This window comes from Flavobacterium sp. AK-301, from assembly GCF_058310215.1.
The window spans coordinates 54,971-78,046 of sequence record NZ_JBZEES010000010.1; the positions used below are offsets into that span (position 1 = coordinate 54,971).

At 33.7% G+C, this 23,076-nt stretch carries 20 protein-coding genes; 10 read left to right on the top strand and 10 right to left on the bottom strand.

All coding sequences use genetic code 11. The annotated features are described in order from the left end of the window. Nucleotides 1-42: 42 nt before the first annotated feature. Genes AC4FQX_RS12425 through AC4FQX_RS12445 form a run of 5 tightly spaced genes read right to left on the bottom strand, consistent with a single transcriptional unit; the run spans nt 43 to nt 6,277 of the window. Nucleotides 43-972 carry a hypothetical protein gene (locus tag AC4FQX_RS12425; RefSeq protein ID WP_491168030.1) on the bottom strand — a complete coding sequence of 310 codons (930 nt, stop codon included), beginning with the start codon at nt 970-972 and terminating at the stop codon, nt 43-45. 49 nt (nt 973-1,021) lie between these two features. Further along, nucleotides 1,022-1,951: a hypothetical protein gene (locus AC4FQX_RS12430; RefSeq protein WP_491168031.1), complete on the bottom strand. Its 930-nt coding sequence runs from the start codon at nt 1,949-1,951 to the stop codon at nt 1,022-1,024. Next, nucleotides 1,948-4,764 (bottom strand): hypothetical protein, encoded by a 2,817-nt coding sequence (locus tag AC4FQX_RS12435; RefSeq protein WP_491168032.1) that lies wholly within the window; start codon nt 4,762-4,764, stop codon nt 1,948-1,950. Before AC4FQX_RS12435 ends, AC4FQX_RS12430 begins: the two co-directional genes overlap by 4 nt. Nucleotides 4,765-4,766: 2 nt before the next feature. Further along, nucleotides 4,767-5,243: a PAAR-like protein gene (locus AC4FQX_RS12440; RefSeq protein ID WP_491168033.1), complete on the bottom strand. Its 477-nt coding sequence runs from the start codon at nt 5,241-5,243 to the stop codon at nt 4,767-4,769. Between the two features lie 11 nt (nt 5,244-5,254). After that, nucleotides 5,255-6,277, bottom strand: a complete 1,023-nt coding sequence (locus AC4FQX_RS12445) for a hypothetical protein (protein ID WP_491168034.1) — start codon at nt 6,275-6,277, stop codon at nt 5,255-5,257. Between the two features lie 571 nt (nt 6,278-6,848). Between AC4FQX_RS12445 and metK the strand changes: the two genes are divergently transcribed. Both metK and AC4FQX_RS12455 read left to right on the top strand, forming a co-directional pair. Continuing rightward, complete coding sequence (metK, locus tag AC4FQX_RS12450) at nt 6,849-8,099, top strand: methionine adenosyltransferase (protein WP_491168035.1); 1,251 nt, start codon at nt 6,849-6,851, stop codon at nt 8,097-8,099. Nucleotides 8,100-8,214: 115 nt separating this feature from the next. Further along, nucleotides 8,215-8,829: a deoxynucleoside kinase gene (locus AC4FQX_RS12455; protein WP_491168036.1), complete on the top strand. Its 615-nt coding sequence runs from the start codon at nt 8,215-8,217 to the stop codon at nt 8,827-8,829. 221 nt (nt 8,830-9,050) lie between these two features. On the opposite strand, the gene AC4FQX_RS12460 is transcribed toward AC4FQX_RS12455, so the two are convergent. The 3 genes from AC4FQX_RS12460 to AC4FQX_RS12470 all read right to left on the bottom strand — a co-directional run bounded on the left by AC4FQX_RS12460 (nt 9,051) and on the right by AC4FQX_RS12470 (nt 13,220). Further along, nucleotides 9,051-9,584, bottom strand: coding sequence for an inorganic diphosphatase (locus AC4FQX_RS12460; protein ID WP_491168037.1), 534 nt, complete (start codon nt 9,582-9,584; stop codon nt 9,051-9,053). A gap of 102 nt (nt 9,585-9,686) precedes the next feature. Beyond that, nucleotides 9,687-12,176: a DUF5686 and carboxypeptidase-like regulatory domain-containing protein gene (locus tag AC4FQX_RS12465; RefSeq protein WP_491168038.1), complete on the bottom strand. Its 2,490-nt coding sequence runs from the start codon at nt 12,174-12,176 to the stop codon at nt 9,687-9,689. 66 nt (nt 12,177-12,242) lie between these two features. After that, nucleotides 12,243-13,220: a pyruvate dehydrogenase complex E1 component subunit beta gene (locus tag AC4FQX_RS12470; protein WP_491168039.1), complete on the bottom strand. Its 978-nt coding sequence runs from the start codon at nt 13,218-13,220 to the stop codon at nt 12,243-12,245. 284 nt (nt 13,221-13,504) lie between these two features. On the opposite strand from AC4FQX_RS12470, the gene AC4FQX_RS12475 reads away from it, so the two are divergent. The 4 genes from AC4FQX_RS12475 to AC4FQX_RS12490 all read left to right on the top strand — a co-directional run bounded on the left by AC4FQX_RS12475 (nt 13,505) and on the right by AC4FQX_RS12490 (nt 17,033). Beyond that, nucleotides 13,505-14,251, top strand: a complete 747-nt coding sequence (locus AC4FQX_RS12475; RefSeq protein WP_491168040.1) for an electron transfer flavoprotein subunit beta/FixA family protein — start codon at nt 13,505-13,507, stop codon at nt 14,249-14,251. Between the two features lie 69 nt (nt 14,252-14,320). Next, a complete protein-coding gene (locus AC4FQX_RS12480) occupies nt 14,321-15,289 on the top strand; it encodes an electron transfer flavoprotein subunit alpha/FixB family protein (protein ID WP_491168041.1) in 969 nt (322 codons plus the stop codon). A gap of 169 nt (nt 15,290-15,458) precedes the next feature. Continuing rightward, nucleotides 15,459-16,079, top strand: a complete 621-nt coding sequence (locus AC4FQX_RS12485; protein ID WP_491168042.1) for a bifunctional nuclease family protein — start codon at nt 15,459-15,461, stop codon at nt 16,077-16,079. Nucleotides 16,080-16,208: 129 nt separating this feature from the next. After that, nucleotides 16,209-17,033 (top strand): thymidylate synthase, encoded by an 825-nt coding sequence (locus AC4FQX_RS12490; RefSeq protein WP_491168043.1) that lies wholly within the window; start codon nt 16,209-16,211, stop codon nt 17,031-17,033. 252 nt (nt 17,034-17,285) lie between these two features. Here the strand turns inward: AC4FQX_RS12490 and AC4FQX_RS12495 are convergent, their stop codons facing one another. Further along, a complete protein-coding gene (locus AC4FQX_RS12495) occupies nt 17,286-19,667 on the bottom strand; it encodes a T9SS type A sorting domain-containing protein (protein ID WP_491168044.1) in 2,382 nt (793 codons plus the stop codon). A gap of 220 nt (nt 19,668-19,887) precedes the next feature. On the opposite strand from AC4FQX_RS12495, the gene AC4FQX_RS12500 reads away from it, so the two are divergent. The 4 genes from AC4FQX_RS12500 (at nt 19,888) to porT (ending at nt 22,232) form a co-directional block, all read left to right on the top strand. Further along, nucleotides 19,888-20,241, top strand: coding sequence for a 2TM domain-containing protein (locus AC4FQX_RS12500; protein WP_491168045.1), 354 nt, complete (start codon nt 19,888-19,890; stop codon nt 20,239-20,241). Continuing rightward, complete coding sequence (locus AC4FQX_RS12505; RefSeq protein ID WP_491168046.1) at nt 20,238-20,732, top strand: dihydrofolate reductase; 495 nt, start codon at nt 20,238-20,240, stop codon at nt 20,730-20,732. Before AC4FQX_RS12500 ends, AC4FQX_RS12505 begins: the two co-directional genes overlap by 4 nt. 65 nt (nt 20,733-20,797) lie before the next feature. Next, a complete protein-coding gene (ubiE, locus tag AC4FQX_RS12510; protein ID WP_491168047.1) occupies nt 20,798-21,529 on the top strand; it encodes a bifunctional demethylmenaquinone methyltransferase/2-methoxy-6-polyprenyl-1,4-benzoquinol methylase UbiE in 732 nt (243 codons plus the stop codon). A gap of 1 nt (nt 21,530) precedes the next feature. Then, nucleotides 21,531-22,232, top strand: a complete 702-nt coding sequence (gene porT, locus AC4FQX_RS12515; protein ID WP_491168048.1) for a type IX secretion/gliding motility protein PorT/SprT — start codon at nt 21,531-21,533, stop codon at nt 22,230-22,232. A gap of 75 nt (nt 22,233-22,307) precedes the next feature. Here the strand turns inward: porT and AC4FQX_RS12520 are convergent, their stop codons facing one another. Further along, a complete protein-coding gene (locus AC4FQX_RS12520) occupies nt 22,308-23,042 on the bottom strand; it encodes a TrmH family RNA methyltransferase (protein WP_491168049.1) in 735 nt (244 codons plus the stop codon). Nucleotides 23,043-23,076: the final 34 nt, after the last annotated feature.

The window sequence follows — 23,076 nt, forward strand, 5'->3', positions numbered from 1 at the left end:
TTTGGTTGTTCGTTGTTGGAACAAATTATCATCAAAAAAAACTTATCGAATCGGTTCAAAGGTGTCACTACCTTGTGGTTTATGAAGCATGAATTTTAACGAAGTATAGGAATCATCATAGTCATACAATAAAGCTCCCATTCCTTTAAAATAATCATCTATTCTTTCCAGATATACTAGTTTACCATTCCCACACACTACCATTTTATACTTTTCTATAGGAAGCATATTACCGAAGCATTTAGTATTTAATTCATTATAATTGTCTATATCTGATTGATAAGCCTCTTTAGGTATTTCATAAGTACAAATACTTAATTCTTTATTTCTTTTTTTCCTTTTTATCTGATATTCTCCTGTTTTCCCTTCATTCAATAAGTCCCGCATCATAGTATAATACGCCACTACTTCCTGTTCCAGTTCTTTTTGATCCAGTTGGGATAGATCAACACTATTGCTCCAACCTTCTAACTGATATGGTAAATCACTAATTTCAATTTCCCATTGCTGTTCATAATAGGGTACTGGTGCTGGCAACGAATCAAAAATAAAATTATAGAGTTGTTCTCCCGGTTTATAATCCATTCCTTCCTGTCTATAGTATTCAAAATTATAGAGACGCATTTTCCAGCTAATTTCTCCATCATGGATATCACTAGGCAGTACCATCGTTTCTGCTGGAACACGAGGAAACAGCTTAATTTTCACAATATGTTTCCCATTAGTTAACAAAAAAGGATTAATCTCAACGGTTGCCTGAAATCCTACTCCTCTATATTCCTTTCGTATAGGGATATCATCCAGATAGAGTTCAAAAAAAGTACGGGCATTTACTTGTAAATCATAACCTCGTTTTACATTGGTAGTATACGGATACGGTTCCATAGATTCAGGTTTATAGGTTTCTGTTTTATTTTGTCCACAACTATTTAGGCTACTGCCTGCTACTAGAATAAAAAATATTTTTTTCATAATCATTTGGTTGCTGGTATTTGGTTGTTCGTTGTTGGATCAAAAAAACTTATCGAATCGGTTCAAAAGTGTCACTTCCCTGAGGTTTATGAAGCATAAATTTTAACGAAGTATAGGAATCATCATAATCATACAGTAAAACACCCATCCCTTTAAAATAATCATCTGTTCTTTCCAGATATACTAATTTACCATTACCACACACTACCATTTTATACTTTTCTATAGGAAGCATATTATTGGTACATTTAGTGTTTAATTCATTATAATTTTCTATAGCGGTTTGATACGCTTCTTTAGTAGTTTGATAAACACAAATCGATACTTCTTTATCTCCTTTTTTAGTTTGATTAAAAAATTCATTTGTTTTCCCTTCATTTAATAGGTTTCGCATCATAGTATAATATTCCACTACTTCTTTTTCCAGTTCTTTTTGATCCAGTTGGGACAGATCAACACTATTACGCCAACCTTCCAGTTCATACGGTAAATCATCGATCTCAATTTCCCATTGTTGCTCATAATACGGTACCGGTGCCGGTAGCGAATCAAAAGTAAAACGATACAGTTCTTCCCCTATTTTATAGTCCATTCCTTCTTGTCTATAATATTCAAAATTATAAAGACGCATTTTCCATCTCAATTCCCCATCATAGATATCATCAGGCAATACCATCGTTTCTGCCGGAACACGTGGTAATAGCTTTATTTTTATAGTATGTTTTCCATTCGTTAATAAAAAAGGATTAATTTCAACAGTTGCCTGAAATCCTACTCCTCTATATTCCTTTCGTATAGGAATATCATCCAAATAGAGTTCAAAAAAAGTACGAGCATTTACTTGCAAGTCATAACCTCGTTTTATATTAGTAGTATAAGGGTATTCTTCCATAGGTTCGGGTTTATAAGTTTCTGTTTTATTTTGTCCACAACTGGTCAGGCTTATAATGCCTACTAGTAATATTGCTATTTTTTTCATAATAAATTGACTTTCCAGCTTTCCGGCTCTAAAATGGTAATTATTTTTGGTTTTTCTTCTTTTGGTATTGTAGTGTTATTTCTATTTGTAGCTTTTAGTTTTATATATAATTCAGCATTTAAACCCTCAAAGGTTACCATTCCGGGGCAGGTATTGGTACGTTTATCATAGGTTGCTGTTATACTAAAACCTGCTTCTGCTTTTGCACTAATGGTAGCATTAATTGGTTTTACTTCAGGAATATTTATAGACGCTTTGCCTTCGGCAATAAGTCCTATGGTAAACTTAAAATCTAATTGTATTTCGACGCCTCCCCAACCGTCAATGCTGTGATAGGTTACTAAGGGTAAATCCAGATTAGCTTCTCCGAAAGCAAAAAGATCAAGACGGTATTCCAGATTTACAGCTCCGAAGGTAAGGAGCTTTACATTATCTGCAATCGTGGTTAGACTTTTTACAATCGCTTTTAATGGAGGGACTTGCTCGGCAAAGAACAGCATATCCAGTGTTCCTTTTATTTTTACTAACGGATTAAACTGTGCTTTAAAGGTATACATTGAACCTATTACGGCATTGTTTGTTTTACTGGGCGCATAACACCCATGTACTCCAATACTAAAGGAGGGCTTGGACACTTCTATTCGTATCGGTAATTCTTCTGTTCTTCTGTGTTTGTAGCGTCCTGCCATAATCCCTGTTGCGGCATTTTGTTCTTCTCTTTCGGTTTCATCGGCAAAGGTCAGCTCTCTTAACGTTTCGTAAGCGTCCAATAAAAAGTTAATCGCATTCAGTATCGGAATTCCTTTGCCGGTATCAAAGCCATAGGTTTGTCCGTTTACTTTATATTGTGCTTCTATTCCCAGTTTATAACCGTTGGTATTGAATCCGCTTTTTCCTCTTTCGGCTTGATAGTTTCCGTTTTTTCTTCTGTTTTGATTGGGTTCGGTAACAAATTCACGATGTTGATAATTGGGAGTTTGCTTTACATATAAAGGTGTATCGGAATTGTATTTTAGATTAACCCACCATTCAAAATCAGGGTATACTTTTATTCTTACGGTTTGATCAGGATAAGCACAACTATTGATCGGAATAATATACGGCATCGCATGACCGGGATTCATAATCATATAGCGCACAATCCAGGCAATATTGGTTTGTTTTAAACTGGCAACAGTAGTAATGGCGTCTACACCATTTCCCAGCCATTGCTCTGCTCTGGAATCATAGGCTTTACTATACGGATATTTTACAAAAAACGCCATTACATTACCATTGATACTATAATCAATTCCTTCTGTTAGTTGCTGTTCGGTCAGAATTTCTTTTTTGGTTGTTTCTTTGTTTAGAATATATTCTTCAAACAACGAAGGGTGAATTGTTGCTACTTTAAATACGTTTTTTGTATGAGTATGTTGGTCGTCTTTGTTTTGTATACGACATCGTTTAGCAGACAGATTCTCTAAGGTTATGGTTACTTTTTTTGTTTTTTCATCGCCTGCAATAATACCAAAAACGGTTCGTGTGCTATCTACTATACCTTCATCTGTTTCTTCAAAAGCAGTAAACAATCGCTCTCCTTCCTGTACTTCTATAGCGGTATATTTGCAGGGAAACCCGCTTTTTGCCTTTAATAATTCGTCCCCTACCGTAACAAACATATTGTTGGTTTTTGTTTTCTGTTGTTCCAGAATATCGCTTTGGGTATCGTATTGGATATAAAAATGATGTTTGGTACTAATATTCCTTACTGCTGTTTTCCGATAGGTTTCTGCATGCTGCCGCGAGAAAAATTCGTTTCTTTCTCTCGGATCAATTCCCATATGAGGAGCAAGGTTTTCGTTAAAACGTTCTATTTTCGTGTATTCTGATCTTACTTCCAAATCATTCGGTGCTCTGAAAACATGGGTTCTTTCTTTGTTCTGCGTCTGTTTTAGTATCGCTTCAAGATCAAATGTTTCCGCTTTCACCGGAGAACTCTCCGGTTGCTCTGTAATCGGTTTGGTTTTTTCATTATAATACAAAGCGGTTTCTATTTCGGCATAGAATCCCTCAAGCTCTCCGAATTGGTGGTTTACTTTTCCTCTCCATTCTTCTTTCGTTACAATGGGAATTCGGGTAACGGATTGTAAAGTATCAGAGCTTTTTTCTACGGACTGATAATACGTAATAGTTTCGGATACAGGCTGATAGGTCTTTTCGGAATAAATCGTAACTGCAAATACGCCAAAAGTATGATACTCAACCAGACCGTCGGGCATTCTGTGACTTTTCAGATAGAGATGGATCGGAGTGCCGTATTGTATAATGGGAACGGCAGTCTGAATTTCTTCTTTCGGATATAGAGTATGTTCTTTTTTAGAAAAACCCATTTCGATTACCTGCGGATCATCGAGAAAGGTAACATAAATTCCTTTTGGATTATCAGTTGTAGTAAACTCGGGATACTCAAAAAAAGGTTCGAGCCAGTAGAGCTCTCCCAACGTATGACGGGCATGACCGGATACGGATACGGTTTGACTTGTAGCATATTCATACGGAGTGCCGTCTACCTCTTTTGACAATCGGGTTTCTCCCTGCCAGCCTATTTCATCCCATTGCTCTCCGTTCTTTTTTGCAAAAATCCAGTTGATCCTTTTAAATTTTCCTTCTTCGGGTTTTGGGTTTTTAATTTTTAGTCGTACGGTTGCGGTCACTCCCTTTTTTACAAACAGAATACTTACCTGTTTGCCGTCAATCCGGACATCGTTATGAAGTTCCGTTTCTCCAAATACGGGGTTTTCTAATGCTATTTCATAATTTTTGAACCCCATAGTTATTGGTTTACTGTAATTTCTATTCCTGTAAAACTCCCTTTTTCTTCAATCGTAGCGGGATTGACTAACGGATTAATCTGACTGTGAACGGCTGTATTTCCATTCTTAAAATTTTGTCGGATCGGTTCTGCCTGCTGTCCGTGATGCACTATACTGATACAATCTGCTCCTCCAATGGGACAGGAGGCTTTAGAAACTTCGGTTATCATTTTCCCGACATTCTGTATTCCGCTATTAACAGGTTCACTCCAGGCGGTAACGACCGCAATGCAGACACTGTTATTCTGTTTTGAACAACTGCCAAAGGAATTGTTTTCAAATGTTGCTCCTATGTCTCCGGTCGTTGCCGCCAGTTTTTTTTCTGTTTTATAATCGTTATGATACACCTTTGTATGGGTTAGTACCTGTAATATATCGGTTGTTGTACCAAAGTCACATTGACATTCTGCTCCGTGTACTAAATATTTCTTTCCCATAGGTTTTATTATTATAGTCCGAAAAGTTTTTCAAACCAGGTTTTATTTTCTTGTTCCAGATACTTAGCATATTCTGCTTTTTCTTTTTCTCGCCTAAGTATATTCTGTTCATCTATCGCATCATAATCTACAAATGCTTCTTTTTCTCTCAACAGATATATATCCGCCCGGATAATGACCTCTTTTTCTGTTTCTGATTTCACTTTTTCTACTGTCGCTGTGATGTCTTCTATTCTGAAAGTACGATAGTGTAGGTTATATTCTACATTCAGTTCATACTGCTCTTGTTTTGGTATCCCGTTTTCGAGTATCATTCTTTTTGCGGTGCCTTTAAAACAGACCAACACACCTTCAAAATTATTATTTTGCGATTCTATCGTCTGCTCTCCTTCAAAACACAGTAAAGTAGCATAATCACCGAGAGGAATCTCTAAAAAAGTTTCTCTTTTTAAGGTTTCGGAATAAGAACCATAAAGGAAATGGGTATATAAAGCTAAAAACAGATCGTTTTTAGCAAAACAATCCGTTAATTCCTCATCATCCTCAATTATCGCTTCTGTTTTTGACAAATACTCTTCTACAACGGCACCTGCATAATTTTTTTGAAGCACCGCCTTAGTTATTTGCCAACGTTCCCGGATCTCTTTGTAGTTTACTATTTCTTGTTTACCCGTTACATGCTCCGATACAATGATTATGGGATAAAAAACTTCTGAACACTGTACCGCAATCTCATCTACTACTTTGTCCGGCTGAAATCCATTGATAAAAAAGTACTTTTTATACAACTCAATCGTTTGTTTCTCCCTGTTATAAGAGGGTATTTTTACACGAATATCATAATCCGCCTGTGTTTTCTGCTGTGAAAACTGTATTCTTGTTCTGTAATATTTCGTATCAAATGAACTTAAATAAATAGAAAAATCTTTATCAAACCGTACTTTTTCAGTATCAATACTTTCTCTTTTCTCTTTGTCTTTTTTAACGGGATACTCCGGATCATCATTAAAATATACTTTATTTCTATACTTCATTATTCTTAAATGTATGCTATTTCCGGTTCTTTAATTCTATAAAATAAATCACAATTCTCTTTTTTCAAATATAGAAAATGTTTTAAAATAATGAACTAAAAATAATAATTTTAGTTAAAACAAACAGTTTGACTATCACTTTCTGTTATTTTATTGTATTTTTTTACGATTTGTATAAAAACAAAAATTACTGTTGTTCCGATCAAAAAGCAGTGACTTACAACTAAAAATCAGGCTTTTACTATATTATATATTTTACAAAAATTATCCTGGAATATAAAAACCCGGTTTTCTTTATGTTTTCTTTAATTTTAATTCTCTGTTTAAAAACGCACCATAATTATTTGAAAAATACAGATATAAAACACAGATTGAAAGATGGTCCAAAATAAACGTTAAGCTTTCTTTCTTATTCAAATTGGTTTTATACCTTTGTATATTCAAAATAAAAAGAGGAAAAATTTGTACTGATTGCAACCTCATTAAAAAATGCTAAAGCAGATTTTCTTCTTTAGACATTTTGTTTTTGTGATCGAATATTTCCTTAATTCAATTTAAAACAAATACAATTATGTCCTATTTATTTACCTCAGAATCCGTTAGCGAAGGGCACCCTGACAAGATAGCCGATCAAATATCAGACGCATTAATCGATAATTTTTTAGCTTTTGATCCCGAATCGAAAGTAGCATGTGAAACTTTAGTTACTACAGGTCAGGTAATCCTTGCCGGAGAAGTAAAATCTAAAATATATCTTGATGTACAACAAATTGCTCGTGATGTAATCCGAAAAATCGGGTATACAAAAAGCGAATACATGTTTGAAGCTAATTCCTGCGGAATACTGTCTGCCATACACGAACAGTCTCAAGATATTAATCAGGGTGTAGACCGAAACAGTAAAGAAGAACAAGGAGCAGGAGATCAGGGAATGATGTTCGGTTATGCAACGAACGAAACGGAAGATTTTATGCCACTGGCTTTAAATTTATCTCATAAATTGTTACAAGAACTAGCTGTTCTAAGACGTGAAAATAAAGAAATCACTTATTTACGTCCGGATGCAAAATCACAGGTAACACTGGAATACGATAATAACAATAAACCGGTTCGTATTGATGCAATAGTAATTTCGACACAACACGACGATTTTGACGAAGAAGCGGTAATGCTTGCCAAAATCAAAAAAGATCTGGTAGAGATTTTAATTCCGAGAATTATAGCTAAAAATCCTCCGTACGCTCATTTATTTAATGACACAATAAAATATCATATTAATCCAACCGGCAAATTTGTAATCGGAGGACCACATGGAGATACCGGATTAACCGGCAGAAAAATCATTGTAGATACTTATGGTGGTAAAGGGGCTCATGGTGGTGGTGCTTTTTCCGGAAAAGATCCGAGTAAAGTAGACCGAAGTGCTGCTTATGCGACAAGACATATTGCAAAAAACTTAGTTGCTGCAGGTGTTGCCGAAGAAATTTTAGTACAGGTAAGTTATGCCATCGGAGTTGCTAAACCAATGGGAATCTATATCAATACCTACGGAACAAGCAAAGTGGGTATAACAGACGGACAAATCGCAAAAAAAGTAGAAGAATTATTTGATATGCGCCCTTATTTCATTGAGGAACGTCTAAAACTACGTAACCCTATTTATAGTGAAACTGCTGCTTACGGGCATATGGGACGCAAACCGGAAACGGTTACTAAAACATTCTATTCTCCTGACGGAAAAGAAAAAAAAGTAACTGTTGAATTGTTTACCTGGGAAAAATTAGATTTTGTCGATAAAATAAAAACCGCATTCGGATTATAATTGATTTTTTTCTGTTTTTTTAGGAACAAATAAAATCTTTCTTGATAAGTATCAGAACATTGACTAATTTTACCATAATCAAAAACAGTAAACCTATAAAAACTATTTTACTATAATGCATATAGCAGTAGCAGGGAATATCGGAGCAGGAAAAACAACCTTAACACGTTTATTGGCAAAACATTATAAATGGGAACCTCACTTTGAAGACGTGGTTGATAATCCTTATCTGGATGATTTTTATCACCAAATGGAACGCTGGTCATTTAACCTTCAGATCTATTTCCTGAACAGTCGTTTTCGCCAGATATTACAGATTCGTCAAAGCGGTAAAAATATCATTCAGGACAGAACGATTTATGAAGACGCCCACATTTTCGCTCCCAACCTCCATTCTATGGGATTAATGGCTAACCGCGACTTTATAAACTATAAATCGCTGTTCGAGTTAATGGAAAGCCTGGTTGAAGCACCGGATTTACTAATTTATTTAAGGAGTTCTATTCCTAATCTGGTAAGCCAGATTCATACGCGGGGACGTGAATATGAGAACTCTATAAGTATTGATTATTTAAGCCGATTAAACGAAAGATATGAAGCCTGGATCGAAAGTTATGATAAAGGAAATTTACTAATCATAGATGTGGATAAGGTCAATTTTGTAGACAACCCGGAAGATTTAGGCAATATAATCAACCGAATTGATGCGGAGTTCAACGGACTTTTTTAATTGATAATTGATAGTCATTAATTGATAGTTTAGAGGTTTAAAGTTAGACTCTCTGTAAGCCATTAACTTTAAGCCTTAAAGAAGATTACCCTCCATTATCAATCACTTCATTTTAAAATATAAAAAAAGGATCCATTGTAATAAATTACAATGGATCCTTTTTTATTGTCTGTTTAAAGCCAACTTTAAACCTTAAACCTTTATCTTTTTTTAAACAAAACTTAGTATCGAATACTGAAAGTTTGTTTTTTAGCTGCATCTAATGCCTGAAAACGTTTCGCACATTCTTCAATCATTTCTTTTGCTACTTTTACATCTCCCCAACCCTGAACATCTACTTTTTTGTTCTCAAGATCTTTATACACTTTAAAGAAATGTTCGATCTCTTCAATAAGGTGTGGATTCATATCTGAAATATCATTCAGTTTATTCATAATCGGATCAGAAACAGGTACACAAATGATTTTCTCATCTGGTCCTTTATCATCTGCCATTTTAAAAATCGCGATTGGTTTAACCTCTACAATACAACCCGGAACGGATGGCTCTGTAAACAGCACCAACACATCTAACGGGTCTCCGTCTAATGCTAATGTTTCCGGAATAAAACCGTAGTCTGCCGGATAAAACATTGCAGAATATAACATTCTGTCAAATCGTATTCTTTTTAACTCAAAATCATATTCATATTTATTTCTGCTTCCTCTTGGGATTTCGATTAACACATCGAAAGATTCTAATTTTACTGCGTCCATTTTACTTCTTCTATTATCTTTTCTAGTTTTAAAGGTTGCAAATGTATGAAAACAATATTTCGATTACAACTATATATGTTAGAGTCTTATATAATAAACACCTTAGAAATAAAAACCTAAAGAACCTTTAACACCAAACTTATTAGCATTTGGTGTATCCAGATAACTTCCTCTCCAGATAAAATCAATTCTGAAAACTTTAAAAATATTTCCTACACCTACATTATATTCCCAATATACATCCTCAGGAGCCACATATTTCAGTCCGGAAGCATTCAGCATTTTATTCTTATCAGAAACCGTTCCGTATATTCCTTTGACCCCCACAATCTCTCTTAAATTCAGATTTCTTAACCCCGGAATCCTGGATAAAATCATCCCGTTAAAATGATGTTCTATTCCAAGTGAAACGTAAGTGTCTGCTACAAACTCATAATAATCTAAAAGGCTGAAAGTATTCTTTATAATAAAATAAGACTGGTTACCGGGAACAGCTCCCATTAAACCTAATGGTACTTCTCCGTAAATCTTGCCTAATTCTAATGTAGTAAACAGTCTTCCAAGACCACCTATAACAATAGGTTGTCTATAATACAACTGTAATTTTTCATATTTAAAATCACTATCCAGAATACCTTTCATCCCCTGACTGTAACTAAAAAACAATCGGGTATAATTTTTATGCACTATCGTTCTTTCGACACCATATCCTATTGTTTTTCTTTTCGGAGTATATTCAACTCCAAAATTAACTTCAGACTGTTTTATCTCACTTGCAATCTTTGTCTGAGATAAATCTGTATAATAATCCAGACTAAAAAGATCAGATGATGCGGATTTCAGGGTTCTGTATGAAAAGCCCGTATGAAAGGTCAGATTCCTGATCGGTTCAATCTCAACAGAGAACACAGACATACTAATTGAGGTTAACTTACCATTATTTCCTGTAGAAAACAAAGCGGAGGACGCAAAACTTCGCCCGAGAACATCATTTGTTTCAGTAAGACTCGCTCCTATCTGTTCAACATCTCTTCTATGTCCGGCACTTAAAATAATTCTGTTTTTCTTATCTGCCAGCCATTTTCCGGAAAGTCCGTATTTAAACTGATTATCTTTAAATCCATAAGCGGTATATCCCTGCAATCTCCAGAGGTCATTCTGTCCAAAATAAGTTCTTCCTCCTACACGTAGCCTAAGTCCTTCTACTTCATTATAACCGAAAGTAGAAAGTAAAGGTCCATAATCTATAACTCCTTTTTGAATATAACCACTTCCTAAAATACTTACTAAATCATATAACTGCTTAAATTTCTTGACCGTCTTCAATGTATCCAGCATCTTATATATGCCTAACTCATCTTTGCTTAGTGTCTCAAACCTGTTTTCAGCCCAGAAATCATCACTTCTGTTATAAATATCTTTATCATAATAATTGACTTCTTCTTTATAGAACTTATCCGATTGTTTGATATTGAACTGATGATTCTGATACAAGGTAGTTCGTTTTCCGTAAATTCCTTTTGATTTTTCTTTTTTAGACAAACTGAAATCCGACATCATATAATCACGTGTCAGAAGAAATACAGAATCATTTAAAACATCAAATTCCTGTTCAATATAAATTTCTTTGACCCAGTTAATATTAGCACTTTTTGTTACTTCAAGATTAATCTTTTTAATTGCAAACGTGGTGTCATTTACCCAGAAATCTCCTTTAAAAGTCAACTCATTTTTTCGTCTCGGATAGTATACAATCTTGTAACAAAGCTTGTTATCTATATAAGCGGTATCTGCTAAAACATAATTATAAACATCAATTCCTGTTCTTGACAACGGACTCACAAAACTCTTATCAAAAAAATACAGATAATTATTATAGATATCATAATCAGCATACAGGTCTTTAATAAAAGCTGTTAACCGCTGATTATCACTAAAGCCGGAGTTTTTGATCCCTTTTGTAATTTCTTTTTTTCTTCCGGTTGTGTTATCACCATAGACTTCAAAAAGAGATTCATTAATAAATATTGGTAAATAAGTTTTTCCGGTAATTCTTGAAGTGTCTACTTTTTCAAAGATAAATTCCATACCTTTAAATATCTTACTCTTCATAAAGGCACTGTCAATAGTATTCATATCAAACTCAACCTTCTCATACTTCTCCATCTGATACTGATCGAACTGACGCAGACCATTTTTTCTTTTTCTTTCCCATATCTTTCTCAGAATATCTAAAGCCGGATTGTTTTTTTTAGAAGTTTTACCGGAATAAATAACCACTTCTTTCAGTTGTTCTCCTTCTTCTAGTATTACTTTCATATCATAAGTAACTGCTTTTTCCAGTTTAACTTCCTGAGAAGTATAACCTATAAAAGAAATTACCAGACTGGTCTGATTATCCTTAGATTCGACATAAAAGCGTCCGTCTTCATTAGTAATAACCCCTTCGCTTGTATTTTTAAAATATACGTTCGCAAAGGAAATAGGTCTATTATTCTGATCGATCACTACTCCGCTAACTTTAGTCTGAGCAACCACATTACTTGCTATTATCAATAATAGACAAATAGAATAAAATAGTTTCTTTTTCATAATACAAAAAACTTCATCCAAATTATTCGGATGAAGCTCAAATATAGTTTATATTTTTTTATTTTCTTATTTATACAAAACCTTTTTGACAGCCTTAATAACATCTTCAGAATTCGGCAACCATTCTTTTAATAAATTAGGAGAATATGGAGCCGGTGTATCGGCGGTTGTTATTCTCTGAATCGGCGCATCTAAGAAATCAAATGCTCTTTCCTGAACAATATAAGTAACCTCTGAAGCAACACTTCCAAAAGGCCATGCTTCTTCAAGAACGACTAACCTGTTTGTTTTCTTAACAGAATTTAAGATCGTTTCATGATCCATCGGACGAATCGTTCTTAAGTCAATAATTTCACAACTAATACCTTCTTTTGCTAACTGATCTGCTGCAATAAAAGCTTCTTTAATAATTTTACCAAAAGAAACAATCGTTACATCTGTACCTTCACGTTTAACATCTGCAACACCTAAAGGAATAATATATTCTTCTTCCGGCACTTCTCCTTTATCTCCATACATTTGCTCTGATTCCATAAAAATTACAGGATCATTATCACGAATAGCTGCTTTCAGCAAACCTTTAGCATCATATGGATTTGAAGGAACCACCACTTTTAATCCGGGAGTATTAGCAAACCAGTTCTCAAAAGCCTGAGAATGTGTTGCTCCTAACTGACCCGCAGAAGCTGTAGGCCCTCTGAATACGATCGGCATATTAAACTGCCCTGCTGTCATCTGACGCATTTTTGCAGCGTTATTAATAATCTGATCAATACCAACCAAGGAGAAATTGAAAGTCATAAATTCCACAATAGGTCTGTTCCCATTCATTGCAGAACCTACTGCAATACCTGAAAATCCAAGCTCAGCGATAGGTGTGTCAATTACTCTCTTAGCTCCGAACTCATCCAGCATCCCCTTTGAAGCTTTGTAAGCACCATTATATTCTGCGACCTCTTCGCCCATTAAATATATTGACTCATCACGACGCATCTCTTCACTCATTGCCTCACAAATCGCTTCTCTAAACTGTATTGTTCTCATATATAATTATTTTCTTTTAATCAATTTTATTCAAAGAGCAAAAATAAAAATTTTATACAACTTAAAAGCATAAACTAATTAAATTAAATAAACAATGTACAATAATCAGGAAAATAGCATTAAAAATCACTAAAAACAATGCTTAGCATAGGTCTTTACAGTAATGCTTAATTTTTTATTCTATTTTTTAGAGAAAATATATTTATTATGCACGCATAGTTTTTTATTCAAAAATAAATACTTACTTTCGTAAGCCTTATTAGAAACTTTATAACATAAATAAAATGAAAATATTAGTTTGCATCAGTCATGTTCCTGATACTACTTCAAAAATTAATTTTACAAATGGAGATTCAGAATTTGACACCAACGGCGTTCAGTTTGTCATTAACCCAAACGACGAATACGGTCTTACAAGAGCTATCTGGTTCAAAGAACAGCAACAAGCCACAGTTACCGTAGTAAACGTAGGTGGTCCGGACACAGAACCTACTTTGAGAAAAGCATTAGCAATCGGAGCAGACGAAGCAATTCGTGTCAACGCTACACCAACAGATGGTTTTTTTGTTGCAAAACAATTAGCCGAAGTAATTAAAAACGGCAACTACGATCTGGTTATAGCCGGTAAAGAATCACTGGATTATAACGGAGGAATGGTTCCGGGAATGATCGCAGGAATATTGGGATATAACTTCATCAATTCTTGTATCAACATTCAGGTTGACGGTACAAATGTTAAAGCTGCAAGAGAAATTGACGGTGGAAAAGAAACTATGAGCACCACATTACCAATAATCATTGGCGGACAAAAAGGTCTGGTTGAAGAAAAAGATCTGCGTATTCCAAATATGAGAGGTATTATGATGGCTAGACAAAAAGCACTGACTGTTTTAGAACCTGTAGGAGCTTCAAACAACACTAAATCTGTAAAGTTTGGAAAACCTGCACCAAAATCAGCTGTGAAATTAGTAAACGCCGATAATCTTGATGAATTAATTAACTTACTACATAACGAAGCAAAAGTAATTTAGATTATCTGAAAAGTAATTTATGTGGTTTTTTAAACTTTATTCAATCATTCAAAAAAATTAAATAGAATTATGTCAATACTTATATATGCAGAATCAACCGAAGGAAAATTCAAAAAAGTAGCTTTTGAATTAGCTTCTTATGCAAAAAAAATAGCGGAACAAACAGGAACAACTGTAACTGCACTTACTATTAATACAGGTGATGTATCTGCTCTGTCAAAATACGGAGTAGACAAAGTTTTAAAAGTAACGAATGACAAACTATCAACTTTTAATGCAAAAGCATATGCTGATGTAGTAAAACAGGCTGCTCAAAAGGAAAATTCTAAATTTATCTTATTATCATCCACAACAGATAGTTTATATCTTGCTCCTCTTGTAGCAGTATCTCTTGAAGCAGGTTATGCTTCAAATGTAGTAGCACTACCGGAAAGTGTATCTCCTTTTTTAGTAAAAAGAAATGCTTTTTCAAATAAAGCTTTTAACTTCACAGAGATTAGTACAGATATAAAAGTTCTTGCAATTGCTAAAAACTCTTATGGTATTTTCGAAAACAGTTCAACCGCAACAGAGGAAGATTTTACTCCTACATTAAACGATGCTGATTTCAATATAAAAATAGATTCAGTAGAAAAAACATCCGGTAAAGTAACCATCGCTGATGCTGAGATTGTTGTTTCAGGAGGCCGAGGATTAAAAGGTCCTGAAAATTGGGGTATGCTTGAAGAGCTTGCTTCTGTTCTAGGTGCTGCAACAGCATGTTCTAAACCGGTTTCTGACCTGGGATGGAGACCACATGACGAACACGTAGGACAAACGGGTAAACCGGTGGCTGCAAATCTTTATATTGCGATAGGTATCTCCGGAGCTATCCAACATATTGCCGGTATCAATGCTTCAAAAGTAAAAGTAGTTATCAATTCTGACCCGGAAGCACCTTTCTTTAAGGTAGCAGATTACGGCGTAGTTGGTGATGCTTTTGATATTGTTCCTAAGTTGACTCAAAAATTAAAAGAATTTAAAGCACAAAATTCATAATTTTTCATAAATTGTGCCTTCTAAAAAGGCTATCTAAACAAGATAGTAGTATCTTTGTTTAGATAGCTTTTTTATTTAACATAAAGCATTGATATTTATATCTTTAAATAAACATTAATTCTTTAATAAATCTAATTGATCTGTACAAAGTTTGTACACATAATGGCTTATGAGTTTAGTAAAATTAACAATAAAAGGGATTTCTTACAGTCAGACTCAGAATGGAGCTTACGCATTAATACTGAATGAAATTGACGGAGAGCGTAAACTACCAATTGTAATAGGTGCTTTTGAGGCGCAATCGATAGCTATTGCTTTAGAAAAAGAAATAAAACCTCCACGTCCGTTAACACATGATTTATTTAAAAATTTTGCCGATAGATTCGATATTGTCGTAAAACAAGTCATTATCCATAAACTGGTTGATGGCGTATTCTATTCAAGTATTATTTGCGAAAGAGATAAGATCGAAGAGATCATAGACGCCAGAACTTCTGATGCTATAGCTTTAGCATTACGGTTTAACGCACCTATATTTACCTATAAAAATATACTGGATAAAGCCGGAATTTATTTAAAAGTAAATCCACTGGAATCCGATAAAGAGAATGATGATGTACTTACTAATCCGGAAACTTTTGGCACAGAAGATGAAGAAATTACAAGCGGCATATATGAACAGTACAGCTTACAGGAACTAAACGAATTACTGGAAAATGCAGTCCAGAATGAAGACTACGAAAAAGCTGTTCAGATAAGAGACGAGATATCAAAAAGAGAATCCAAATAATCCGATAGTTAATAATTATTGGATAACACTTCTAAAGCTTCTTATATAATGTAAGAAGCTTTTTTTATCTTCGCACCATATTATAAGTTATTCACAAAATAACTTTATCCCAATTTATACAGAAAGATTATGAAGCAGTATTTAGATTTGGTTAAACATGTTTTTGAAAACGGAAATCAAAAAGGAGACAGAACCGGAACGGGAACAAAAAGTGTTTTTGGTTATCAGATGCGATTCGATCTAAATGAAGGCTTTCCAATGGTAACTACTAAAAAGCTACATTTAAAATCAATTATTTACGAACTGCTATGGTTCTTAAAAGGAGACACAAACATCTCTTATCTAAATGAAAACGGTGTAAAAATATGGAATGAATGGGCTAACGAAAATGGAGATCTTGGCCCTGTTTACGGTCATCAGTGGCGTAACTGGAACAGCGAGGAAATTGACCAGATTACGGAACTAATTGAAACCCTGAAAAGCAACCCAAATAGCAGAAGAATGTTGGTATCTGCATGGAATCCGTCCGTTTTACCGGATACCACTAAATCTTTTGCAGAAAATGTTGCCAACGGAAAAGCAGCTTTACCTCCTTGCCATGCTTTCTTCCAGTTTTATGTGGCTGACGGAAAACTATCCTGCCAATTGTATCAACGCAGTGCGGACATATTTCTTGGAGTTCCTTTTAATATTGCCTCTTATGCTCTGTTTACTTTGATGGTTGCTCAGGTTTGCGGATATCAACCAGGAGAATTTATTCACACTTTTGGGGATGCTCATATTTACAACAATCATTTTGAACAACTCGAATTACAGATCTCACGTGAGCCGAAACCTTTACCTAAAATGATCTTAAATCCTGAAATTAAAAATATTTTTGATTTTAAATTTGAAGATTTCACTTTAGAAGGGTATGATACACATCCGCATATTAAAGGAGTTGTTGCTGTTTAAAAATAGTATTCAGTATACAATTTTCAGTATACAGTATTTAAAAGAGTTCAAAGTTTAAGGTTTATAAAGTCCAATGTAAAAAGTCTGAAGGCTGTAGAAACGCAAAGTTTTTCTGAATACTGCAAACTGAGTACTAAGACTGATGACTTTTTACAGAAAACATTTCACATTTAAAAAAAATAGCCCGGTTTTCCTAATTACAGAAAACCGGAGCTACAATTATTACTATTGTACTGCTTTTAAAAACAAAAACTAATTTTTTATAATTTTATGACTGGATATTCCTTTATCTGTATACACTTTTAAAACATGTACCCCTTTTTGAAGACCTCCAACAGATATTCCCTGATCCGGGTGGTGTTCTTTTTTAACTAAATATCCGTTTAGATTATAAACTTCTACTTTTTCAATTTGATCCGGTGTGTCAATATAGATAACATCCATTACCGGATTAGGATAAATTGTAAGTCCTGTTGTTGCTCCTGCAACTTCTTTTTGTTCTGAAAAAGCAACTTTATTTTCCCATCCCCACATATCTCCTTCTGTTACAGACAATGGTAAACGATCTATAAAATGGGAACCCGCTGTGCGTTCTACTATTTTTACCTGTCCATTCTCCATGATATAAGGCATTATAATATAATTCCCTTCTGTTATTTCAAAAGGAACTTCGCACTTATAGGTATATTTATTTTTAGCAACAGTAATATCTGTTAGAAAAGCACCGTTTAATTCAAACAAACCAATACGGGTAGCCACCTCTGAAGAGGGAGCATTAACCATGAAGACTTCTTCTGTTTCTACCTGAAAAAAATTATCTTTAGTCGTTTTCAACTGTAAATGTTTCAATACCGTTGCTACTCTAGGCTCAAAATTGCTTACTCCTAAAACAGTAATCGGCAACTTATCGATCAAATGAGATCCTTCCGGACGGGTAACAATTTCTTTCTTTCCACCTTTTTCTCGATATGGCTGGATCATATAATTTCCTTTTAAAATATCTGAAGGGATCTGACAATTATAATTCCCCTCTTTTCCGGAGAGAGCTATAGCTCTATAAAAAATACCATTGGTACTAAACAACCCTATTTTCACTTCTTCCTGAGCTGATGCTACAGCAGCGCGAACATAAAAAAGATCTCCGGGTTTTACCTCATGAACATACTCTACTGCTGTTTGTAACGTTAAATGATTTTTTAACTCTCCTTTACTCTTCTGTATGGTAATACGGTATTCAACAATAAGATCGTGATATTTATTAGAACATGATACCGAATCCCATAGTTCTGACCCCGGGTAACTGGCATTGGTCATTTTACAAATCAGCGTTTCACCACTATAAACGGCATCCGCAACAAACTTACCGTTCCCTTTATCAGTTAACGTTATCGGAACTCCTGCTTCAGTATACCACTGAAATATGGTTGTATTGTCTTTAATACTATATTCACTGCTTAAATCAATTTCCTGTCCGGCAACAATATTCCCTCCTTCGATTCTATTTTGAGGACTATAGTGAAAAAGACTAAGCTTTGGCTCCCGAATTCCCATAGCAGATAAAGCAGAAAAAGTAAATCGATTATACTCTATTTGCAACTCATATACTTTTGTGTTATTGGAAACATCTACAAAACTTAAATCATTTTTTGAATAATCCAACCTTTGCAGATTTACATTCCTGGAAAGATCCAATGACTGTAATTCATTATTACCACACCACAAAAGGTCTAAATTAATATTCTTAGTAACATCTAATGATGTCAACTTATTATCACTACAGTATAGTCCTTTTAAATCGAGATTTCCAGAAACATCCAATGATTGCAATCCATTAATACCACACCATAAATCTTCTAATTTTAAATTATTGCTAACATCCAGTGACGTTAAATTATTAGCTTGACAACCTAACCTTTCCAAATTAATATTCCTGGAAAGATCCAAAGACGACAAACGGTTATAATTAAAATACAATACCTTCAAATTTACATTATTAGAAACATCTAAAGCTGTTATCCAATAGTTATAAGAACAATATAAACTTTCCAATTTTACATTCTTGGAAACATCCAATGTTGTTATATTATTAAAATTACACATTAAATACTCCAAATTAACATTCTTAGTAATATTCAATGACGCTATATTATTTTGATAACAATCTAAATACTTTAATTTCAGATTCTTAGAAACATCCAATGCTGTTATATTATTACGATCACAGCTTAAATGTTCCAAATTAATATTCTTAGTAACATCTAATGCTGTTAAATAATTAGAACTACAATATAACTTCTCCAAAAAAACAAATTTACCGGTATCTAATTTTCCCCAGAATTCATTACTATAACCATATAAATTTAATTCTTTTAATCGTTTAGGAGAATCTGTATTCCAGGTCAAAGTATTAGCAAATTTAACCTTAATTTTAGTAACCCATTCTTCTGAACGATACCAATCCAGTGTATCTGCCACAGTAAGGCTCGCACTGTGCAAATTCAGCTTTCCCTCTATATTAGTAGGTTGACGAAGAAAGACACGCAATCCTTCTTTATCATCTTCATGATAGGTCTGTCCCTGTATTGTTGTACACAATAACAATATAGAAAAACAAAATAGTATTTTTTTTCTCATAATAAAACAGTTTAAAATTAATATATTAATGAATTTTAACAAATATAAACAATACATATGCTATATAATAATTTTAAAAACAAAAAAATTAACAATATAGAAAATAAATACATAAATAATTATTACAATCCAAAAAACCACGACTAGAAACCTTTTTAGAATTATTATTTTCTACAATTCTTTTTTAGTATCTTTATTTTCTAAAATAATAACGGTATTTATGGAAAATAATCAGTTTGAATTATACGATTATGCACGCAGAAGAGTAAAACAGAAAAAACGTCTTTATTTTCATTTTATTCTTTTTCTGGTAGGCAGTGTATTTATGATTATCATAAATAAGTTTTTAAATATCGGGGCTCAGTATAACTGGTTTGTATGGGCAATAATTGCTTGGAGTTTTCTGTTTATTCTTCATTTTATAAAAGTTTTTATCACAGAGAGCTTTATGAATAAGAACTGGGAAAAACAACATATTGAAAAACTGGTTGCCCTGCAGGAGAAAAAATTACAGAAATTACAGAAAAAAGTTGAAGACGACTTTTCAAAAAACGCAAATACACCTATAGAATGATAATAATGATTGCTGCTGCTGCAGAAAATAATGCATTAGGTAAGGACAATACTCTTTTATGGCATCTGCCGGATGACTTTAAAAGATTTAAATCTTTAACTTCCGGGCATTACATTATTATGGGACGAAAAACATTTGAAAGTTTTCCAAAGCCTTTACCAAACAGAACTCATATTATCATCACCAGACAAAAAGAGTATCATGCAGAAAACTGTATAGTTACAGACAGTATAGAAAAAGCGATTGCCTCTGTTCCAAAAAATGAAGATACTTTTATTATTGGAGGTGGTGAAATATACAGTCTGGGATTAAAATGGACTGACAAAATTGAGTTAACCCGCGTTCATGCAACTCCTGACGGCGATGCTTTTTTCCCTGAGATCAATAAAAATGAATGGAAACTGGTAAAGGAAGAATTCCATCCGAAAGATAAAAAACATGCTCTCGAATTTACCTATCAAACCTTCTTAAGGAAAGAAAAAGAGATTTGAAAATTTGAAGATTTGAAAATCTGAAGATTATAAAGATTGTTCTATCTTTGCCCAAATTAAAAAAAATGTCAAAAACAATCACACCATATAAAGACTCTTCACTAGGCAAGAAAGAACAAGTAGCTCAAATGTTTGATACCATATCCGGAAAATACGATGGATTGAACAGAGTAATCTCTTTTGGTATTGATATTAAATGGCGCAAAAAAGTTTTAAAAATGGTCTCTAATACAAAACCTAAAACCGTTTTGGATATCGCAACAGGAACAGGCGATCTTGCTATATTACTATCAAAGACCAATGCAGAAAAGATTACCGGACTGGATATCTCTGCGGGAATGCTGGAAGTAGGTAAACAAAAAATAGCTGATAAAAATCTTTCTGACAGAATCGAAATGTTATTAGGAGACTCAGAAAATATCCCTTTTGAAGATAATTCATTTGATGCAGTTACAGTTGCATTTGGTGTTAGAAATTTTGAAACTCTTGAAAAAGGACTTGCCGAAATACTTCGGGTTCTGAGACCTAATGGTATTTTTGTTATTCTTGAAACTTCTGTTCCTGCAAAAACACCGTACAAACAATTCTATCATTTTTATACCACAAAAATATTACCTTTAATAGGAAAAGCTTTTTCAAAAGACAAATCAGCTTATGCTTATTTATCCGAATCCGCAAATATTTTTCCACATGGAGAAGCTTTGAACAATATTTTAAGAAAAATTGGGTTTATAGATGTTATAGCTAACCCACAGACATTTGGTGCAGCAACAATATACTCGGCATCTAAAAAATAGTATGAAAAAAATATTTATTTTTATTTTATTATCATTTGCCCTAAACGGATATGCTCAGTTTGGCAAAAAAACTTTTGGTAAAGACCCAATTATTAATCTTGAAAACTGGGACAAACAACGCGTGTACTGGGGCTATTACCTTGGTTTTAATGTTTATGATTTTAAATTTGATTACAAAAATGTAGGAGAAGATGTTTTGGTAAAACGAAGTACCGGTTTCAATGTTGGTCTTGTTGGCGATTTACGTCTTCAGGAATACATTAATCTCCGTTTTGAACCAGGTCTGTATTATACCCAAAGAGATCTAATGTTTCCTGATGCCCCTGTTAACCAACAATTAAGAGAAGTAAAATCGACTTATATTCATTTTCCTTTACTGGTAAAATTCTCATCTCTCCGTACAGGAAACATCCGCCCTTACATTGTTGGAGGTCTATCCACTTCCCTAAATTTATCCAGTAACGAAAATTCAAAAGATGATAATCTTGAAGAGCGTTTCAGAATGAAAACATGGACGTATAATTATGAACTTGGAGTTGGAATCGATCTGTATTTTGAATATTTCAAGTTCTCTCCTTCTATAAGAGGTGTATTCAGTCTTAATGACGAATTAGTTCCTGACAATGACCCAAACAGCCCCTGGACGGGCAATGTTAAATCTATGAAAACAAGAGGTATCTTTGTAAACTTTACTTTTCATTAATCTTTATATTAAATTTTGTTAGATTTTTGGATTATTTGATTTTTAGAAAGTTCGAATAATCCAAAAATCTAACCATTAATTAATAGATTTTCTTTTAAACTCGCTCAGAATAATTGCAGTAGCGGTAGCGACATTTAAACTTTCTGTTTGTTGCAAATCACCAAATCTTGGAATAGTCAGTCTCTTACTTATCATTTTTTCTATATCTGAAGAAATTCCGTTTGCCTCATTTCCCATCACAATAATTCCTTCCACAGGTAAAGCCTCACTATAAATAGCATCTCCATCCATAAAAGTTCCGAACACAGGAAGTTTTGTTTGTTTCAGATAAAACTCAAGATCTACATAATGTAATTCAACTCTGGAAACAGACCCCATTGTTGCCTGTACTACTTTTGGATTATAAAGGTCTACTGTCTGCTCTGAACAAATTATTTGCTTGATTCCGAACCAGTCACATAATCTTATAATAGTTCCTAAATTACCCGGATCTCGTATATCATCAAGAACAACAATCAATCCTTTATCTTCTATTTCTTTCTGCTTTGGAATTCTGAAAAGAGCCAGACAGTTATTCGGAGTAGTTAAAGCACTTATCTTTTTCAATACACTGTTTTCCGTCACAATTTTCTTTTGTGCAGGTACTTCTGTAAAAATATCCTCTGTAACAAATAACTGTTCTAAATCAAAGTTGGATTGTAACAATTCTTGAATTACTTTTATACCCTCAGCAATAAATAATTCATGTTGCTTTCTATACTTTTTTTGTTGTAAACTTGTTATTAATTTTATTTGGCTTTTACTAACCATGGAAATAATGTACTTTTAAATTAAATACTCTTAA

Coding starts and splice junctions, on each gene's coding strand:
- AC4FQX_RS12425 (WP_491168030.1), bottom strand. CDS start 972: ATGAAAAAAATATTTTTTATTCTAGTAGCAGGCAGTAGCCTAAATAGT.
- AC4FQX_RS12430 (WP_491168031.1), bottom strand. CDS start 1,951: ATGAAAAAAATAGCAATATTACTAGTAGGCATTATAAGCCTGACCAGT.
- AC4FQX_RS12435 (WP_491168032.1), bottom strand. CDS start 4,764: ATGGGGTTCAAAAATTATGAAATAGCATTAGAAAACCCCGTATTTGGA.
- AC4FQX_RS12440 (WP_491168033.1), bottom strand. CDS start 5,243: ATGGGAAAGAAATATTTAGTACACGGAGCAGAATGTCAATGTGACTTT.
- AC4FQX_RS12445 (WP_491168034.1), bottom strand. CDS start 6,277: ATGAAGTATAGAAATAAAGTATATTTTAATGATGATCCGGAGTATCCC.
- metK (WP_491168035.1), top strand. CDS start 6,849: ATGTCCTATTTATTTACCTCAGAATCCGTTAGCGAAGGGCACCCTGAC.
- AC4FQX_RS12455 (WP_491168036.1), top strand. CDS start 8,215: ATGCATATAGCAGTAGCAGGGAATATCGGAGCAGGAAAAACAACCTTA.
- AC4FQX_RS12460 (WP_491168037.1), bottom strand. CDS start 9,584: ATGGACGCAGTAAAATTAGAATCTTTCGATGTGTTAATCGAAATCCCA.
- AC4FQX_RS12465 (WP_491168038.1), bottom strand. CDS start 12,176: ATGAAAAAGAAACTATTTTATTCTATTTGTCTATTATTGATAATAGCA.
- AC4FQX_RS12470 (WP_491168039.1), bottom strand. CDS start 13,220: ATGAGAACAATACAGTTTAGAGAAGCGATTTGTGAGGCAATGAGTGAA.
- AC4FQX_RS12475 (WP_491168040.1), top strand. CDS start 13,505: ATGAAAATATTAGTTTGCATCAGTCATGTTCCTGATACTACTTCAAAA.
- AC4FQX_RS12480 (WP_491168041.1), top strand. CDS start 14,321: ATGTCAATACTTATATATGCAGAATCAACCGAAGGAAAATTCAAAAAA.
- AC4FQX_RS12485 (WP_491168042.1), top strand. CDS start 15,459: ATGAGTTTAGTAAAATTAACAATAAAAGGGATTTCTTACAGTCAGACT.
- AC4FQX_RS12490 (WP_491168043.1), top strand. CDS start 16,209: ATGAAGCAGTATTTAGATTTGGTTAAACATGTTTTTGAAAACGGAAAT.
- AC4FQX_RS12495 (WP_491168044.1), bottom strand. CDS start 19,667: ATGAGAAAAAAAATACTATTTTGTTTTTCTATATTGTTATTGTGTACA.
- AC4FQX_RS12500 (WP_491168045.1), top strand. CDS start 19,888: ATGGAAAATAATCAGTTTGAATTATACGATTATGCACGCAGAAGAGTA.
- AC4FQX_RS12505 (WP_491168046.1), top strand. CDS start 20,238: ATGATAATAATGATTGCTGCTGCTGCAGAAAATAATGCATTAGGTAAG.
- ubiE (WP_491168047.1), top strand. CDS start 20,798: ATGTCAAAAACAATCACACCATATAAAGACTCTTCACTAGGCAAGAAA.
- porT (WP_491168048.1), top strand. CDS start 21,531: ATGAAAAAAATATTTATTTTTATTTTATTATCATTTGCCCTAAACGGA.
- AC4FQX_RS12520 (WP_491168049.1), bottom strand. CDS start 23,042: ATGGTTAGTAAAAGCCAAATAAAATTAATAACAAGTTTACAACAAAAA.